This window comes from Paenibacillus sp. FSL P4-0184, assembly GCF_038004625.1.
Lineage (GTDB): Bacteria > Bacillota > Bacilli > Paenibacillales > Paenibacillaceae > Paenibacillus_AQ.
Genome location: NZ_JBBORN010000002.1, coordinates 1,694,413 through 1,710,758, shown reverse-complemented (window position 1 = coordinate 1,710,758; position 16,346 = coordinate 1,694,413). Strand labels below are relative to the sequence as shown.

The following is a 16,346-nucleotide window of genomic DNA, read 5'->3' as shown; positions in this document are numbered from 1 at the left end:
TGTATCTAGCTTTTGAAGGTGAAGGAGTGTGATTCCAATGCAGTTAGAAAAAATAGTGAGCTATCATAAAGCTTTGGCTGACCCAACACGTCTTCGTTTATTGTTGCTTCTGTCACAAGGAGAAATGCACGGACAAGCGCTGGCTGAGAAATTGAATTTATCACAACCAACGGTAACTCATCATGCAGCGAAATTGCGTGAAGCAGCTCTAATAAAGGAACGACGTGACAAAAATACAGTTTATTTTAAGTTGAATCCAGATTTCATTAGTAGTGGCGCTGAGGCTTCACTTCAGTTTATTTTTTCGAAAGGAGCGAGAAATATGGAAGAAAAATCACCTGAAAATAGTCTAAAGGAGTCTGTGCTGCGTAACTTTTTTTCGAAGGATGGGCGGCTTCGGCAAATCCCGGCACAATATAAGAAGAAACTGATCGCACTTCAGTACATGGTTGAGAAGCTAGAGCCAGGGGTAGTTTATAGTGAGAAGGAAATTAACGAGTTTATTAAGCAGTTCCATGAAGATTTTGCTACCATTCGGCGTGAATTTATTATGCATCAGTTTATGTATCGTGAGAATGATAAATATGAACTTAATCCCCAAGAAATTTGGACACGTTGGGAAGATGTCAAATAATGATCATAAAGTTGTTAACAATTTGTGTCTGTTGGAAATATGCTGATTAAGAGGGAGGAATTCGAATATAATAGAATTGTAAGCGTTAACAAAGATAGTTTTTCGAAAGGAGACTTGTCTTATGTTTTTTAAACGCACAAAAAAACAACCCCAATCCGATCATATTACCGTTACCTTAACCCAAGTCAAGCAGGCGATCAGACAGTTTGAAGAAGATATGCCTGCGCTCATTAATAGAACAGCTTTAATCCTTGACGACAAAAGAATAGATTTGAGCAGACTAAAGCGGTATTTAGGAGGAATTCCAGAGCAGAATTTCTATATGTCACGCGAGACCTATGAAGTTTTCGAGGAACAAGATAAGCTTGTTCCGTATTACCTTGATATGGTTCAGTCCGCTGTAGACAATTACATCAGTGATACAGGTCAGCTGCCACTTGTTGAAGATGCATGGTTACCTGAGGTCCATTATCGTTTGCTAGCCACAGAAAGTTATCTCAAAGAAACCCCTCCTTTCCCACTGTATATCACAGAAGAGGAAATGATGCTGACACATCGTGCGGAGCATTTTGAGTAAATGAATAAATCAAATATAAAGCCTATAAAGACTGTTCGGTAGAAGGGGAGACAGCTGTTCCTTTTTTACAGAATGGTCTTTTCATTGTCTCCAAAGGCATAGTACAATAGATTTCTGTAAGTTAAATTTTATAATCAACAGCATGTAAGGGGAATCGCTTGATGAAAGAAGTACAAGCTATATTATTTGATTTGGATAATACTTTAATGGATCGTGACCATACATTTCGCAGTTTTAGTACTCAGTTTGTTCAGGATTTTCTAGGACATTTGGAAGCTGAAGAAGCGCAGGAAGTAATAGAAGATATGATTCACAGAGATGCTGATGGTTATCGTGATAAAGACGGATTCTTCGTAGAGCTAAGCGAGGTACTGCCTTGGGAAACACCAGTTACGGCTGAACATATACGTGCGTATTATGATGCAAGTTACATCAATCATGGTGCTACGATGAAGGATGCTGTGGACGTTCTAAAGTACTGCAAAGAGCGCGGTTATATACTTGGTCTGGTTACCAACGGCAAAGTAGATATCCAGAACACCAAAATTGATACCCTTGCCCTGCGAGAGTACTTCAAGGCTATTGTCATTTCTGGAGAAGTAGAAATCGCTAAGCCCGATCCTAAGATTTATCAACTTGCTTTAGACAGATTGGGAGTTACTGCGGATCAGACATTGTTTATTGGAGATCACCCCGTGAATGATATCTGGGGTGCAGGGAAAGCAGGGCTACAAGGCATTTGGCTGCAAAGAAAACATACTTGGGACGATCAATTGGACATACAACCTTGGAAGATAATCTACGAGTTGAATGAGCTTAAGTCCATTTTGTAATTTTATCAAAATTTATAGTTGACATTATACGGCAGCGCCGTTTATGATAACAGCATCTTATTTCGGAAGGAGACGATGTTTTATGACAGTTTTAAATGTAATGAACTCAACTGTTGTGGATACGTGTCTTCCGGGAACAGCGGCTGCCGAATAAGTTATTCGTGCAGTTTAGCAGGTAAGCTCTATTACGCTTATTAGAGCCGCGGGAACCGTATTGGGTCCGGCGGCTTTTTTGCGTATATAGAATCGATAGGAATTGTAGTTAATTGTCTATTTCTCTATATATCGCACGGGAAAATGAACTTATCCTTGTCTTTAGGATGAGACATTTTCCTGATTATGTGTACACTTTTTGTCCTTTTCGTTCTAGAAGAGTTCATGAAGTGTGACCGCCGCCGGAGTCTTAAATTCCGACGGCTTTTTGTGTTCTCGGAAAATGCTAGGAGTACATGGTAAATAAAAACAAAAACTTAAACAGATCTTTAGGAGGATTCAAATGACTAACATACAGCAATATGGTTGGAATGAAAATTGGAGTTCAAAATGGGATGAAAAGTGGAAGGAGACGGAGGATAAACGGCTTGTTCCCGGAAGAATTGTAGGCGATTTTGGCAGTAAGTATAGGGTGATGACTGATTTGGGAGAGACATGGGGGGAGCTATCAGGCAAGTTGAGACATACGTTTGTCGCTTCAGGTGATTTTCCAGCGATCGGCGACTGGGTGGCTCTTTCAATGCAGGATGGCGGCGAGCATGCGATTTTACATGGGATATTGCCTCGGCATAGTGTCATCTCACGCAAGGTGGCTGGTAACACACAAGAGGAGCAGATTGTTGCCTCGAATGTAGACACTTTATTTCTGGTCAGTGCTTTGAATGATGACTTTAATGTTCGGCGGATGGAGAGATACTTAATCATGGCTTGGAACAGCGGGGCCAATCCAGTCATTCTGCTGACCAAAGCAGATCTTTGCCTAGATGCAGAGAGTAAAATTGCCGAAATGGAAAGCGCCGCACCAGGTGTGCCAGTTCATGCGGTTAGTGCACTGCAAGATAATGGCCGTGAGAAGCTGCTGCCTTACATTGGGAGTGGACAGACAGTAGCTCTAACGGGCTCATCAGGCTGTGGTAAATCTACGATGGTCAACTGGTTATGTGGAAAGAATCTTCAGCTTACACAGGATGTAAGAGAAGGCGATAGCCGTGGACGCCATACTACTACCCACCGTGAACTGTTTATTATGCCGGACGGAGGAATCATAGTAGACACACCAGGGATGCGTGAGCTGCAGCTGTGGGAAGATGAGGGTGGATTAGATCTGGCGTTCAGTGATATTAGCAGCTTAGCTGCTGCATGTCGGTTTAGTAACTGTAAACATGAACGTGAGGAGGGCTGTGCGGTACTTGAAGCGGTTCATAACGGTGAGCTCGAAGAGAAGAGACTGCTGAACTACCGAAAGACACAGCGGGAGCTGCTGTACCAAAGCACCAAAGAGGTGAAGCTCAAGAGAAAAACCACAGCTTCTTCTAAAGTTCATTCGACAAGGACTAGAGGGTACGGTTGGCGTAAAGAACTTGATGAGTATTAGAAGAACTTTATAGACAGCGACGGAGCCAAGAGTAGTGTTCCAATAGGCTAGATAGTCAAAAAAAGGGTGACCCTGAGCTCAGGGTCACCCTTTTTTATTAAATTCTCTTATAGCTTCTATTAGAACGATGCTGCAGTTTCCTTAGCCAATTGTAATCCGTTCTCAATGATTTCAGCGGATTGTGCAGGAAGTTGGTTGTGACCTTCGATGATTACTTGAGTAATATCTTTGATACCCCAAAGGTTAAGGTTACCAACGATGAAGTTTACAGCCATTTCAGCACTTGCTGCAGGACCTTCGGAATAAATGCCACCTCTAGCGTTCAGTACGATTGCTTTTTTACCTGTCAAAAGACCAACTGGACCTTCAGCAGTGTAAGAGAATGTTTTGCCAGCTTGGCAAAGGTAATCGACATAAGTATGCAATACGGCTGGTACAGTCATGTTCCACAGTGGGAAACCAAATACTACTTTATCAGCAGCGATAAACTGTTCCAGATATTTATTAACTACAGCAGCACCTGCTGCTTCTTCAGCTGTTAGTTCGTAACCTTGAGCAGCTTTGTACATACCAGTGATCAGGGTATTGTCGTAGTAAGGAAGTTGCTCTGCGAACAAATCAAGTTCAGTGATTTCATCTTCTGGATTGTTGAGTTTGTAGTTCTCCAAAAATTCATTGTAAAGCTTAACACTTACGGATTGTTCTGCTGGACGGTTGTTTGCTTTGATAAATAAAACATTAGACATTATGATTGCTCCCTTGGATGTGTGTATTTAATATTAACTATAAATAATATAGCATGTATTATTTTGTTTGTAAATTATTTTTTTGTAATTGTTTTTTGGGGAAATGAGTATTTTATAAAGGAACAAGAGTTTGAAAAATAGAAATCCCGGTTAATAAACTTACAAGGAAACAGGAAAATATTCCCTATATCCATAAGGATCTGAATGAATTAAAAGGAGCGATGGACATGTCCATTGATCGGTTTATCATTAAGAAATTGGATAGCTGTCACGAAGAGCATACACGCCAAAATTTAGTGAGACTCTTTAAACTTCGAATACAGAAAGCTGAAAAAGCAGAGAATAAAAACTATAAGATTAGCTGAAATTTCCCCATACTCGTGTAATCATTCATTACTAAAGCTGCAAAACTTAAAAACAGCAAGTCTCTTTCAGAGACTTGCTGTTTTGTCTGCGAAAGGATAAAAGAAACTTCACAAAAAAACTACCCCTCTATTAATAGAGGGATAGCGCCAATGAATCATTCTCACTATAACTGTGCAATATAGCCTCAGAGCCTTTAATTTCGATACTAATTAATGAATTCAGGCATTTCTGGATAGCATTCTTGCCCTTTTGAATTTTGAGCTCCAACGTACTGTTAAGTAATCTAAGTACTTTTTGAGTGGGCTGTTTATTTTCTGTTGTGAAATACACAGGTACAAGTTTGTTCTGAAATGTGATGAGCATTCTCATTTTGAAGACACCTCGCTAAAAGTATTTCATGTTAATGATAATACCCTTTGTTTCTTAATTTTACCTTAAAATTAGCTTATGATAACATAAAGATTGTTAGATTAATATACATATATATGAAATACAGGAAGGATACAATGATGTGAATGACAATGGATTGGCCGATTTAACGCATTTTTTATTTCCAGATGAAGTAATGGGGCAAGCAGTTCTGGATCAGTTACATACAGGTTTAAACGCAGAACGGATCTGTAGATTGAAATATAAAGAGAAGGAGGAAATGAAGGATCTGTGTCTGCAAATACATAAAGACCGGATACTAGTAATCTGCAATAGTAACCCGGAAACCCTGCCCTATGAATTAAAGGATGAAAGTGAAACGGAGAGCTTTTGTCTTCAGCTGTTCGAATGTGAGAACATGAAGGAGCTCTTTAATCACGGGATTCCGGCATTACTAATGTCAAAAAGAAAATTTGAGGAGCTGAAAAAAAGCTCATGCTCATCCACGCTGCAAATGCTCTCAGATTGTTTAGCAGCAGAGACAGGGGATGATGTACATTCCATCCAACTAGCACGGGTAATGAAGTGCTTCATGGCGGAAGGAGAATTACGACTCTGTACGTCCAGTGACAGTGGATGGAGCTTCCAGAAAGCACGCTTCTTAGGCGATCATTCCAGTGGCTGGTTGTTACGAATGAGCAGTGATCCATCCAAAGACTGGCTTATAGCCCTCCCGATTACAAAAGCTCAATTATGTGGGTCAGTAACAAAGTGGGTGTTACATTCTTCCGCATTTCTCACTCCACAATAGCAGTTGAATAAGGAGGGAGGGTAAGTTGATCTGAATTCAAGATCGATTTGACAGCAATCGTCTTTAGGATCTTGGAGTAAGAGAAACCCTCGACATTGGGTTGTAGTACAATAGTTTGTTCTTCTCCAGTAAGGTTATGAACGACGAGCACCTGATCCTGTGTTGTTAGTCGTTCGTAAGCCATAACCCCGGGATTGCCAGAAGTATAGTCACGGATTCCGCCATCCCGGAGCGCAGGAATCTCATTTCTTAGCGCAATAAGCTCGCGATATCTTTCTAGCATTGAACCACTGTCATTCAGCTGGCTCTCAACATCAACGTTTATCGCACCCGCATTATTACGTCCGGCCTCCCAAGTAGTCTGCCCCTCTCCTTGATCAGCTGCACTCCATCTCATAGGCTCTCGAAGTCCTTCATCTGGCTTCACACCGCGCATTCCAATTTCTTCACCATAATAGATAAAAGGATTCCCAGGCAAAGTTAATAGTAGGGCTGCTGCCATTTTTGCATGATTCGGGTTATTGTCTAATTGACTCATGACTCTGTTTTGATCATGATTCGTCAAGAAAGTAGCATCGGTAAATTGGTTATCGGATATTTTGGAATACAATTTATAGGTTCGTTCCAGCGTAAAGGCCGTTCCGCTGTCTTTTTCAGTTTTTACAGAGTTCACCAGTGTTTCTGCTAAGCCAAAGTTAAAGCTTGAGTTAAAAGCTTGATCTAAATAAGCTCCGACAGTGACAGCAGAATTCTCCCAGACCTCGCCAACTATATATGCCTCTGGATTTACTTCATTCATAGCCTTGCGGAACTCCTGCCACCAGGATACATTTTTAGCGGTAGTAGCCTCACTTTTATCACTCAAAAGATCTTCGTAGATATGCTTCGCAGCATCTAGTCGGAAGCCATCCACACCTTGCTCCAGCCAAAATTTTCCGATGTCCTTCATTTCAGTACGAACTTCTGCATTATCGAAATTCAGATCAGGCATGCCTTCCCAAAATCCGCCCAGATAATGACTGCCAAGAATAGAATGCCACGCACTGCCACCGCCAGCAGCGCTGGCTCCATTTGCGGGACGACCTTGATCTTCAGCCCAGACGTACCAATCGCGATATTTGCTGTCACTGTTTTTAGCCGAGTCTACGAACCATGGGTGTTCTTTGGAGGTATGATTCACAACCAAATCCATAATTATTTTTATTCCTCGTTTATGCGCTTCTTTAATTAGCTCCTGCATATCCTCAATCGTCCCATAATCAGGATTAATCGCACGATAATCGGTTACATCATATCCATGATAGCTTGGTGATGGGTTGATGGGCATGAGCCAAATCCCGCCAATCCCCAAATCAGTCGTGGTTTCAGGATTCCCATCATTTAAGTAATCCAGCTTTTGGGTGATCCCTTTTAGATCTCCAATGCCATCGCCGTCTGAATCATAGAAGGAACGAACAAATAATTCATAATAAACAGCGGAAGGTTGTTCATCCGTCTTATTTATCAATGCTTGAGGTGTAGCGGTGCTCTGAATGGAGTCTACTTTAGGGGAGGGCGTGGCAATGGATGTTTTGTTGCTTTGATTACCAGAACAACCGGACAGCAGTAATGTGGTTAGACTGATGCCCACCAGAGAGCATATTGTGATTTTTTTGGTTTTGAATGTAACACCTTTATACATATGTAATAACTCCTTCTATTGCAAATTTTCTAATTCAAGAAATGGAAAGCGCTTTATTTCCTATAGTACTCGAATGCATCCCCATGGGTAAAACGTTTGCACAGATACAAAAACAGCAAATTAAACGATATTTATCCATTCCTTCAATAAAAGACGCTAGTATCATGGTTATTCTTGGATTTCCCTAGGTTATTGGAGGTTTTAACCTTTTCGTAGGCATCTGCATATGCTTTAAGCAAGGGCGAAGGACCCGGTAAGAAAGGAGAATGAAGAATGAAGATTAGGAAAAAGCTGTCATTGTCGCTCATGATCATTACTTTATGCTTTTCAGTGCTTGCCGGTTGCGGCGGAAAGTCAGAGTTGGTAAAGGTGAAGATTGGTGAAGTCACCCGTTCTGTCTTTTATGCACCCGAATATGTTGCCTTATCACAAAATTTCTTTAAAGACGAAGGACTTGACGTAGAGCTACAGACGATCCCCGGTGGAGATAAAACCATGACTGCACTCCTCTCAGGTGCCATCGATGTTGCATTGGTAGGTTCTGAAACCTCCATTTATGTGTATCAACAGGGTTCAGATGATCCGGTCATTAATTTTGCACAGCTGACTCAGAGGGATGGAACGTTCTTGTTTGCCCGTAAAGCTGACGGAGCGTTTAACTGGGATAAAGTGAAGGGTTCTACCTTCCTGGGGCAAAGAAAAGGCGGAATGCCACAAATGGCAGGTGCGTTTACTTTATCTAAAAAAGGAATAGATCCTACTAAAGACATTACCTTGATCCAAAATATTGACTTTGCTAATATTGCCGGTGCTTTTGCTTCAGGTACAGGCGATTATGTGCAGCTGTTTGAACCACAGGCTTCAATCTTTGAACGTGAGAATCGAGGTGCAGTAGTGGCTTCGTTTGGTGTGGAAAGCGGCTATTTACCGTACACCGTGTTTATGTCTAAGAACAGCTATATTAGTAAAAATGGAGACACGGTACAGAAGTTCACAAATGCGATCCAGCGTGCTCAGCTTTGGGTGAAGGAACATAGCCCTGAAGAAATCGCGGATGCGATTATGACTTATTTTGATAAGACGGATAGAGATATCGTGGTTTCTGCAGTCAAACGTTATAAGGAACAGGATACCTATGCGGTTAATCCAATTATAGATCAAGAAGAATGGAACAATTTGCTTGATGTGATTGATAATGCTGGTGAGCTTAAAGAACGCGTTCCCGCTGACAAAAATGTGAATAACAGTTTTGCTGAGAAAGCTGAGAAGAGCATAACGAGCAGCACTTCAAAATAAGAGAGAACCAAGGATCCTAAATAAGATGTGTAAATTGAAGGAGGGGCTGACAATGCTTCCAGTAGTGCAATTAAAGGGAGTAACGCATGCCTATCTTGGCGACCGTGAAGCTTCACTGGCCGTTGAGGACCTGAACCTTAATGTCGAGCAAGGAGAGTTCGTTAGCTTAGTCGGACCAAGTGGTTGCGGTAAGACGACTCTCCTATCGATTATTGCAGGACTGCTGCAGCCATCTCAAGGCGAAGTGTTCGTAAATGGCCAACCCATAATGGGACCCTCACCAGAGGTTGGGTATATGCTGCAGCAGGATTATCTTTTTCCTTGGCGGAGTATTCTGGATAATGCCATTCTAGGACTAGAGCTGACTGGAAACTTGAACGAAGAGAGCAGAAAGCGGACGTTGGAGCTACTTCGAGAGATGGGCTTAGAGGGCAAAGAGCACGCCTTTCCTACTCAGTTATCAGGTGGGATGCGGCAGAGAGTAGCTCTGGTACGCACCTTGGCAACGAATCCTGGACTCCTTCTACTAGACGAGCCGTTCTCGGCACTTGATTACCAGATCAAATTACAGCTGGAAGATTTGGTCTCTGAGACCTTACGCAGCAGGGGGACAACTGCAATATTAGTTACTCATGATCTATCTGAGGCCATTGCGGTAAGCAGCAGTGTTATTCTTCTACAACGAAATCCAGGGAAGATCCGAAAAGTATTTTCAGTGCCAGAGCAAATCCGGTCAGCACCTCCGCTATTTGCACGTGATCAGCCAGGCTTTTCGGAGCTTTTTCATGAAATATGGAAAGAGATGGAGATTGCAGGGAGGGAAAGCTAATGAAGCATACGGAGCAATCGGGGTTATTAGCTTCCCGTGAACAGTGGCTACAACAATTGCATGGCGATTATAAAAAAACGAAGCACCGCTGGCGCAATAAGGTGATTGTTGTAAGGAGCAGCCTGTTACTGCTGTTTTTTGTTCTCTGGGAAGCTGGCGCAAGAATGGGCTGGATTGATGAGTTATTATTCAGCTATCCCACAAAAATCTTCCGGCAGATCTGGGGAGATATGGTCAGTGGAAGCTTGTGGCCGCATCTGGGGATGACGGTAGGTGAGACTGCGGTAGGCTTTGTACTTGGAACGCTATTAGGGACACTACTTGCTGTGATCATTTGGTGGTCTCCTTTTTTATCAGCAGTGCTTGATCCGTATATGGTCGTATTTAACAGTATGCCGAAGGTGGCGCTGGGGCCGATTTTTATCGTCATGTTCGGAGCCGGATTCACTGCTATCGTTGTTACTACTTTATCTATAACGGTGATTATAACGACGCTTGTTGTGTACAATAGTTTTTGTAGTGTGGATCCGAATCTGGTTAAGGTGGTTCGTTCCTTCGGAGCTTCCAGAGTTCAGGTGTTCTTTAAAGTAATTCTTCCAGCCTCGTTCGGGGCGGTGGTCTCCACCTTAAAGGTGAATGTGGGGATGTCATGGGTAGGGGTTATCGTAGGGGAGTTCCTGGTCGCTAAATCGGGACTGGGTTATCTGATTATTTATGGTTTCCAGGTCTTTAATTTCACGCTAGTGATGTCCAGTCTTTTGATTATCGCGGCCGTGGCTACAGCAATGTATCAATTAGTGGTATATCTTGAGAAGCGTTTGTTATCCCGGCGATGAACCTTATGTAATATTGTGTCCGTACACAAAATCTTGTAACATGTCTATATCTTTACCTATTTATTGGGTTAGTGCTTGTAAGGAGAGATAAGGCTATGGGATTTCGTGTGATAAAAACAGCAGCAGCTACGTTATTATCCGTACTAGTTGCGTCTGCAGTGGGTATACCTAATGCGCAGAGTGCAGGCTTGCTGGCAATTTTGGGTGTAGAGGTTACTTTGAAAAGGAGTTTCCGAACGATAACGGCTCGTTTTTTAGCCTCGCTCGTGGGACTCTTTTTTGGCTGCATCCTATTCTGGCTTCTAGGGTTCCATTACTGGGTGCTCGGACTGTATGTACTCGTGGGTTTTCCGATGATTGTAAAGTCTGGCTACAAAGAAGGAATTGTCACCAGCTCGGTTATCGTGTTTCGCGTGTTTGGACAAGCTGAACTATCGCTCCATGTCCTGTTGCAGCAAATAGAGCTTCTGGCTATTGGGCTCGGTTCAGCAGGGCTGGTAAACTTGATTTACATGCCACAGACTGGTGGGGTCATTTATGGGATCCGTAAGGAAGTGGATCGCTATTTTTCGGTTATTTTTACCCAGATGGCCCGAACGCTTCGAGATCCTGCGTATATTTGGGACGGTAAAGAATTAATTGACGCAGATAATACAGTGCAGCGGGGATTAACAGCAGCTACCCGTGAGATGGAGAATCATGTTATTCATCCTGATGAAGCATGGAATGTTTATTTCTACATGCGGAAGGAGCAACTGGAATCGATTCAAAGTATGATGCAGCTGCTTTCTCAAGTGTACCGCCATTTACCGCATGGGGAGATGGTTGCTGAGTTATTTGACCAGCTTAGCGGGGATGTGCTTGCGGAAGAATATACTGGACGAACTGAACATTTACTGGACGAGCTAACAAGAGAATTTGAAGAAATGGATCTGCCAGAGACACGTGAGGAATTTGAAGTGCGCTCAGCTATTCTTCAGTTATGCAGGGAACTGGCACTTTATTTAAAGATCGCTAAGCGGCATAAAATCCCGGTCAGTTACAAGCCGGAGAAACGTTTGAAGATTCGAAATAAGGCTTAAATTGAGGCTTTAATAAACTGAAGTATTAACTATCTCTGTCAAAATCACGATAAGATATGTATGAGCTAAAAGTTGATCACAGGATATGATTAACGATTTTATGGTGAGTTCAAATAATAGCAGGAAGTTCGGTAGTCGAATTTTCCGCATTGGCAGGTGAGGCGTATGGACAAAGTTATGGAATCATTTATAGGAAAACAGCTTATAGCTAACCTTTTTAATGACAAAGGAGTATTTGTTTTACCCGCATTGACTTTATTAAGTGCTGAGCATATACGATTAATCAATCAACATAAGATCACCCTAGAGTCTCATGACGTCGTACAGCTGGATAGCGCGGAATTTTTCCAACTTGCAATCGATGATTGCACAGCTGCGATAGAAAATATTTTTGAACAGCTTCGTCATAACAAAAACAAACGAATTCCTATGCTTGAGGTTAGAAATGAAGTCATTCCGTTTATTCAGCAGGTAAGCGAAAAGAATGACTTCTACGGCGTATTGGCTGCATTGCAGTCCAAGGATGATTATACATATAGACATAATGTAGCGGTTGGTATTTTATCTACATTGCTAGGTAAATGGCTAAAATTAAAGCCTGAGGATTTGAGTATGCTGACGATCGCAGCGACCCTTCATGATATCGGAAAAATGAGGATTCCGGATGAATTATTAACCAGGCCGGGCCCGTTGACCGCTGAGGAGTATCAGCTTATGAAAAAGCATACGACCTATGGTTACGAGATGATCCGGGATACTATTGGAACCAATCATATGCAAGCGCTCGTCGCCCTACAGCATCATGAAAGAATGGACGGCAGTGGTTATCCATTCGGCGTACTTGGGAATCGGATCACTGATTTCAGTAAAATTGTTGCAGTAGCAGACGTGTTCCATGCGATGACATCCGACCGGTTTTATCGTAAAGCTTCACCTCTTTATGAAGTGTTGCTGCAGATGGAGGAAAACGTATTTGGCAAGCTTGACCCTTATATTTGTAGAGTCTTTATTAATAAGTTAATGCAGTCAATGATAGGGAATGAAGTGGAATTGACAGATGGACGGACAGGAAAAATCATTATGATTCTTGCTACTGATCCACTGCGTCCCCTCGTGAATATTGATGACGATTTTATTGACCTGAGTAAACATAGATCTATTGGTATTATGCGCGTAATCCCGCAATAGCGGGCTTTATAAGGTTTTTTTAACGTTCAGAATGGATATGTATTAGGCTGGACCATTTTTATAATCTACTCATATCTGTACAAATTTTGAAATAAAATGAACTATAAGTCTTCTGATAAAACCCTCTGGAGGGCTTACTCAAATTTATTTATAGACTAACAATCAACAAATGCCTAGAACCTGCATACACTTGATAGTGAATGATTGTATGGAGGAGGTTTAAAGATGTCATTAAGCCATAAACGTCAAACAAGGGAGATCATTACGAAGGCAATTTGCGGCAAAGGTCGTAAGTTCTCTACAGCAACCCATACCGTGACTCCGCCACATCACCCGACTAGTATTCTGGGGGCTTGGATTATCAACCACCAGTACGAAGCGGTTGCCGCCGGGAACGGAATCGAAGTAATTGGTACTTACGATGTAAACATCTGGTACTCGTACGACAAGAACAAGCAGACCGAGGTAGCTAAAGAAACGGTCTCCTATGTGGAGCTCATTCCGCTTTCGTACCTGGACACGAGACACCGCACTTCTACCGTTGAGGTCTCTGCGGAGGCAACGCAGGAACCCAACTGTGTAGAAGCGGGCGTATCGCCAGGCGGAGGCAGTGTGACACTTCGCGTAGAGCGCGAATTCGAAGTGGAGTTGGTGGCTGAGACCAAAGTCCGTGTGTATGTCACTGAGCAAAGCGATGATCCAGAAGACAAGGATTATGATTTTGAAGGTGATAGCTTCGATTACGATGATCTAGACCCTGACAATCTGGATGATGAACTGTAAGGAAGGATACGCCGCCGCTAACTGAGTACTGATGGGTTATGGTCCATTATATGTAGGGAGGGCGGCGGCGTAGAGGGCGAATGCCCTCCTTTTTTTTATTTATTTTTAGAATTAAAAATGGAATCAGAGTGGATGAAGAACAGCTTGGTTCGTATGAATGGGCAAGAAGTGCTACTGCAGGGCTTTCAATCTTGGGCTGCGATGGATGGAGGGGCAGGAGAATGAATGAGGGGTTTAAGGTGTATTCGGGATTGTCATCAGCACAGAGAGAGTCCAGATTATTTCGGAGCGGGATTGAAGCGACGCTCACTTCGTCTAGTAAGCAGGAACTGCTGCGAATGAAGGGCTCAGAAGCATCTCTGCGGAGAAACCAGACCTCTGGTGAAAGAAATCGCTTAGAAGATACATATGATACTCTGCCTTCCGATAAGGCCCATAAACAGTGCTATAACATACTCGTGTATAATTTGAGCGTTCTGCAGATCACTCCACTAGGAGCAGGCCCAGGTATGCGCGCAGCCTCCGATTTGCTAGCCGGGGCTGTGCGAATGGATAGAGTCGATAGCAGCGAATCAATGGGGGCTGCACCAGGAGTATGGCGTGGAGTAATGAAATTACTTCAGCGTATTGCTGTTCGGACTTTGTACAGCTTGGGGCTGGATAGCGGTGAGGTCCTGCTGAGGGCAATGGGTAACCGGAGGTATGTCGTGGAGGGAGTCACTCCACTACTACAGAGTTCCGGCAAATCATTCCCAGAGCCTTATCGTTCCGCAGCATTAGCGCTGGAACAGAGCCTTGCTCTGGAGCAGCCAGGCCGCAGCGGCCTGCTCATGGGCATGGACCCGGAGTTTATCATCCTCCGGGAGTCCACGGGCCGCGTCGTGCCTGCGTCGCGGTACCTGCCCACGGACGGCGTCGCAGGCTGCGACGCCGGACCTCCGGGAACGCGGGGCGCGTTCCCGGTCGCCGAGCTGCGCCCCCAGCCGCGCGGGGAACCACGCGCGCTGCTGGCGCAGCTGATGTCCGCCGCGGCTACGGCGGACCGGCTCATCGCCGACCGCACGCTGCGCTGGCGGGCGGGAGGCATGCCGCTGACGGGCTGGGCCCTCGGCGGCCATTTGCACTTCAGCGGCGTGACGCTGACGGCGCCGCTCTTGCGCGCGCTCGACAACTATCTCGCGCTGCCGATGCTTTTGCTTGAGGACGTCCGCGCGGGAGCGCGTCGTCCTCGTTACGGCGTGCTCGGCGATTTCCGGATTCAGCCGCATGGCGGCTTTGAATACCGGACCTTGCCGAGCTTCCTGGTATCCCCGGTCATCGCTAAAGGCGCGGTCTATCTGGCTCACCTTATCGTGAGCCATTATGAAGACCTGACGCTGCGCCCGCTCGACCGGGAAGACCTGCATATCGCCTACTACGGCGGCGATAAATCCCCGCTGCGCGACGCAGTACCCCCTCTGCTGGCGCAGCTACGCTCTCTAGGCGGCTACGAGAAGGCCGCCCAATACATAGAGCCTTTATTTCAGTATATCGCCTCTAAACGAACGTGGGATGAATCTCGCGATATCCGTGAGCTGTGGTGCAGCAAAGTTAAAGCTTGAGCTTATATTTCAAAATATTAGAAAGTATTAGTTTTTCACATATCCCTTATATCTAATATTTCTCGCATAAACGCTTACCGTCCTAATAAGGACGCCGAAGGCGTTTATGCTTGTCTACATGTACATGATGCTCCAAGAGCCGATATCTTGAAATCCAAGTCGTTTGTAAATGACCCCAGCATGAGGGTTGTCATAAAAGAGGCATAAAGATTTCCCTTCAGAGAGTAAGTCTATGCATAGCTGTGCAACTACGCTTGAAGCTAATCCTTGCTCTCTGAATGCTTGATGAGTGGCAACCCCTACAATCATAGCTGACATGGAATTTTCCGCTGATGTTGAGGCCGTTGTAATCACTTGATCTTCACGTTTCACATAATACGTACGGCCAGTGCCAGTCGCCAATGTTTTACGTAGGCTAGTTCTCGATCCATCCCGACTGCTTTCAAACTCTTCTATTGTATCCGTAAGCGAACAAATCGCTTCCACATCCTGGATGGTTGCTTTATTAATGTTATCAACAGAAGAAGAGTCCTGTTTAATTTTGGCATTCATTTCCTTTAGCTCAGCAAAGTACAATTGCTTTTCTTGTTTAAAGTTAATTACTCCGTCAAAGGCTTTTACCACTTCGGTTACACCGGAAATCATATGAATATCGTTATCTTGTCGCATGATTGTAGCGAATCCTTCCACATCAAACGGCCCATCCGCGTAAGGAAGATAGCTTCTATAAAAACGTAATAGAACGGCTTTTATCCGACCATCAGATGGATCTATCTCTCCCCACAATGCCATAAAATCCTGTTCAAACCCGAAATTCTCTACATCTCCAATGATGAACAAATTAAGAGCAGGCTCTTTCTGTAGCAACGCCATTAGAAGTTCCCGATCATCCTCCGTAAGTCTTCGTATCATTTGATATTCTCCTTTTATTTTCTTATGATCTAACGCTCTGTGTTAAGATTTTACAATATTAAAAAGCAGAAGAATACACCTCTTTCTAATGAACGATGGATGCTTGAAATATATACAAAAGGTACTACCCATTGAGCTTCAGTAATAGTGTCGGATTTCGTGATTTTTTGTCTGAGGATCGAGAAGAATGAACTTCTATGCGGTTGCAGGGTGA

16 protein-coding genes are annotated in these 16,346 nt (G+C 43.7%); 12 read left to right on the top strand and 4 right to left on the bottom strand.

Annotation, left to right across the window (positions count from 1 at the left end; all coding sequences use genetic code 11):
• Nucleotides 1-37: 37 nt before the first annotated feature.
• The 4 genes from MKY52_RS29460 (at nucleotide 38) to rsgA (ending at nucleotide 3,632) form a co-directional block, all read left to right on the top strand.
• Nucleotides 38-634 (top strand): DUF2087 domain-containing protein, encoded by a 597-nt coding sequence (locus MKY52_RS29460; protein WP_341055374.1) that lies wholly within the window; start codon nucleotides 38-40, stop codon nucleotides 632-634.
• 121 nt (nucleotides 635-755) lie between these two features.
• Nucleotides 756-1,211 (top strand): DUF3939 domain-containing protein, encoded by a 456-nt coding sequence (locus MKY52_RS29455; RefSeq protein ID WP_076283499.1) that lies wholly within the window; start codon nucleotides 756-758, stop codon nucleotides 1,209-1,211.
• Between the two features lie 161 nt (nucleotides 1,212-1,372).
• Complete coding sequence (locus MKY52_RS29450; RefSeq protein WP_341055371.1) at nucleotides 1,373-2,044, top strand: HAD family hydrolase; 672 nt, start codon at nucleotides 1,373-1,375, stop codon at nucleotides 2,042-2,044.
• 496 nt (nucleotides 2,045-2,540) lie between these two features.
• Entirely contained in the window at nucleotides 2,541-3,632 is a 1,092-nt protein-coding gene (rsgA, locus tag MKY52_RS29445) for a ribosome small subunit-dependent GTPase A (protein ID WP_341055368.1), read from the top strand.
• A gap of 119 nt (nucleotides 3,633-3,751) precedes the next feature.
• Here rsgA and MKY52_RS29440 read toward each other — a convergent pair whose 3' ends face one another.
• Together MKY52_RS29440 and MKY52_RS29435 are read right to left on the bottom strand one after the other, a co-directional pair.
• On the bottom strand, nucleotides 3,752-4,378 hold the full coding sequence (locus MKY52_RS29440) for an FMN-dependent NADH-azoreductase (RefSeq protein WP_042188917.1): 627 nt from the start codon (nucleotides 4,376-4,378) through the stop codon (nucleotides 3,752-3,754).
• A gap of 495 nt (nucleotides 4,379-4,873) precedes the next feature.
• Nucleotides 4,874-5,113, bottom strand: a complete 240-nt coding sequence (locus MKY52_RS29435; protein ID WP_042128392.1) for a hypothetical protein — start codon at nucleotides 5,111-5,113, stop codon at nucleotides 4,874-4,876.
• Between the two features lie 142 nt (nucleotides 5,114-5,255).
• Between MKY52_RS29435 and MKY52_RS29430 the strand changes: the two genes are divergently transcribed.
• Nucleotides 5,256-5,924, top strand: coding sequence for a hypothetical protein (locus tag MKY52_RS29430; RefSeq protein WP_042188915.1), 669 nt, complete (start codon nucleotides 5,256-5,258; stop codon nucleotides 5,922-5,924).
• Here the strand turns inward: MKY52_RS29430 and MKY52_RS29425 are convergent.
• Complete coding sequence (locus tag MKY52_RS29425; RefSeq protein ID WP_341055366.1) at nucleotides 5,911-7,605, bottom strand: alpha-amylase family glycosyl hydrolase; 1,695 nt, start codon at nucleotides 7,603-7,605, stop codon at nucleotides 5,911-5,913. The genes MKY52_RS29430 and MKY52_RS29425 overlap by 14 nt on opposite strands.
• 273 nt (nucleotides 7,606-7,878) lie before the next feature.
• On the opposite strand from MKY52_RS29425, the gene MKY52_RS29420 reads away from it, so the two are divergent.
• The 7 genes from MKY52_RS29420 (at nucleotide 7,879) to MKY52_RS29390 (ending at nucleotide 15,220) form a co-directional block, all read left to right on the top strand.
• A complete protein-coding gene (locus MKY52_RS29420; RefSeq protein ID WP_341055364.1) occupies nucleotides 7,879-8,901 on the top strand; it encodes an ABC transporter substrate-binding protein in 1,023 nt (340 codons plus the stop codon).
• Nucleotides 8,902-8,953: 52 nt separating this feature from the next.
• Nucleotides 8,954-9,730 (top strand): ABC transporter ATP-binding protein, encoded by a 777-nt coding sequence (locus MKY52_RS29415; protein ID WP_149647283.1) that lies wholly within the window; start codon nucleotides 8,954-8,956, stop codon nucleotides 9,728-9,730.
• Nucleotides 9,730-10,566, top strand: a complete 837-nt coding sequence (locus tag MKY52_RS29410) for an ABC transporter permease (RefSeq protein WP_341055362.1) — start codon at nucleotides 9,730-9,732, stop codon at nucleotides 10,564-10,566. The genes MKY52_RS29415 and MKY52_RS29410 overlap by 1 nt, the downstream gene beginning before the upstream one ends.
• A gap of 95 nt (nucleotides 10,567-10,661) precedes the next feature.
• A complete protein-coding gene (locus MKY52_RS29405; protein WP_042188904.1) occupies nucleotides 10,662-11,648 on the top strand; it encodes an aromatic acid exporter family protein in 987 nt (328 codons plus the stop codon).
• A 165-nt stretch (nucleotides 11,649-11,813) separates the two neighbouring features.
• Nucleotides 11,814-12,836: an HD-GYP domain-containing protein gene (locus tag MKY52_RS29400; RefSeq protein WP_341055360.1), complete on the top strand. Its 1,023-nt coding sequence runs from the start codon at nucleotides 11,814-11,816 to the stop codon at nucleotides 12,834-12,836.
• A gap of 225 nt (nucleotides 12,837-13,061) precedes the next feature.
• The gene (locus tag MKY52_RS29395) at nucleotides 13,062-13,619 is read left to right on the top strand and encodes an outer spore coat protein CotE (RefSeq protein ID WP_036687755.1); all 558 of its coding nucleotides are present in this window, start codon (nucleotides 13,062-13,064) and stop codon (nucleotides 13,617-13,619) included.
• Nucleotides 13,620-14,227: 608 nt separating this feature from the next.
• Nucleotides 14,228-15,220: a putative amidoligase domain-containing protein gene (locus tag MKY52_RS29390; protein ID WP_341055358.1), complete on the top strand. Its 993-nt coding sequence runs from the start codon at nucleotides 14,228-14,230 to the stop codon at nucleotides 15,218-15,220.
• Between the two features lie 114 nt (nucleotides 15,221-15,334).
• Here the strand turns inward: MKY52_RS29390 and MKY52_RS29385 are convergent, their stop codons facing one another.
• Entirely contained in the window at nucleotides 15,335-16,132 is a 798-nt protein-coding gene (locus tag MKY52_RS29385; RefSeq protein WP_341055356.1) for a GNAT family N-acetyltransferase, read from the bottom strand.
• Nucleotides 16,133-16,346 lie beyond the last annotated feature (214 nt).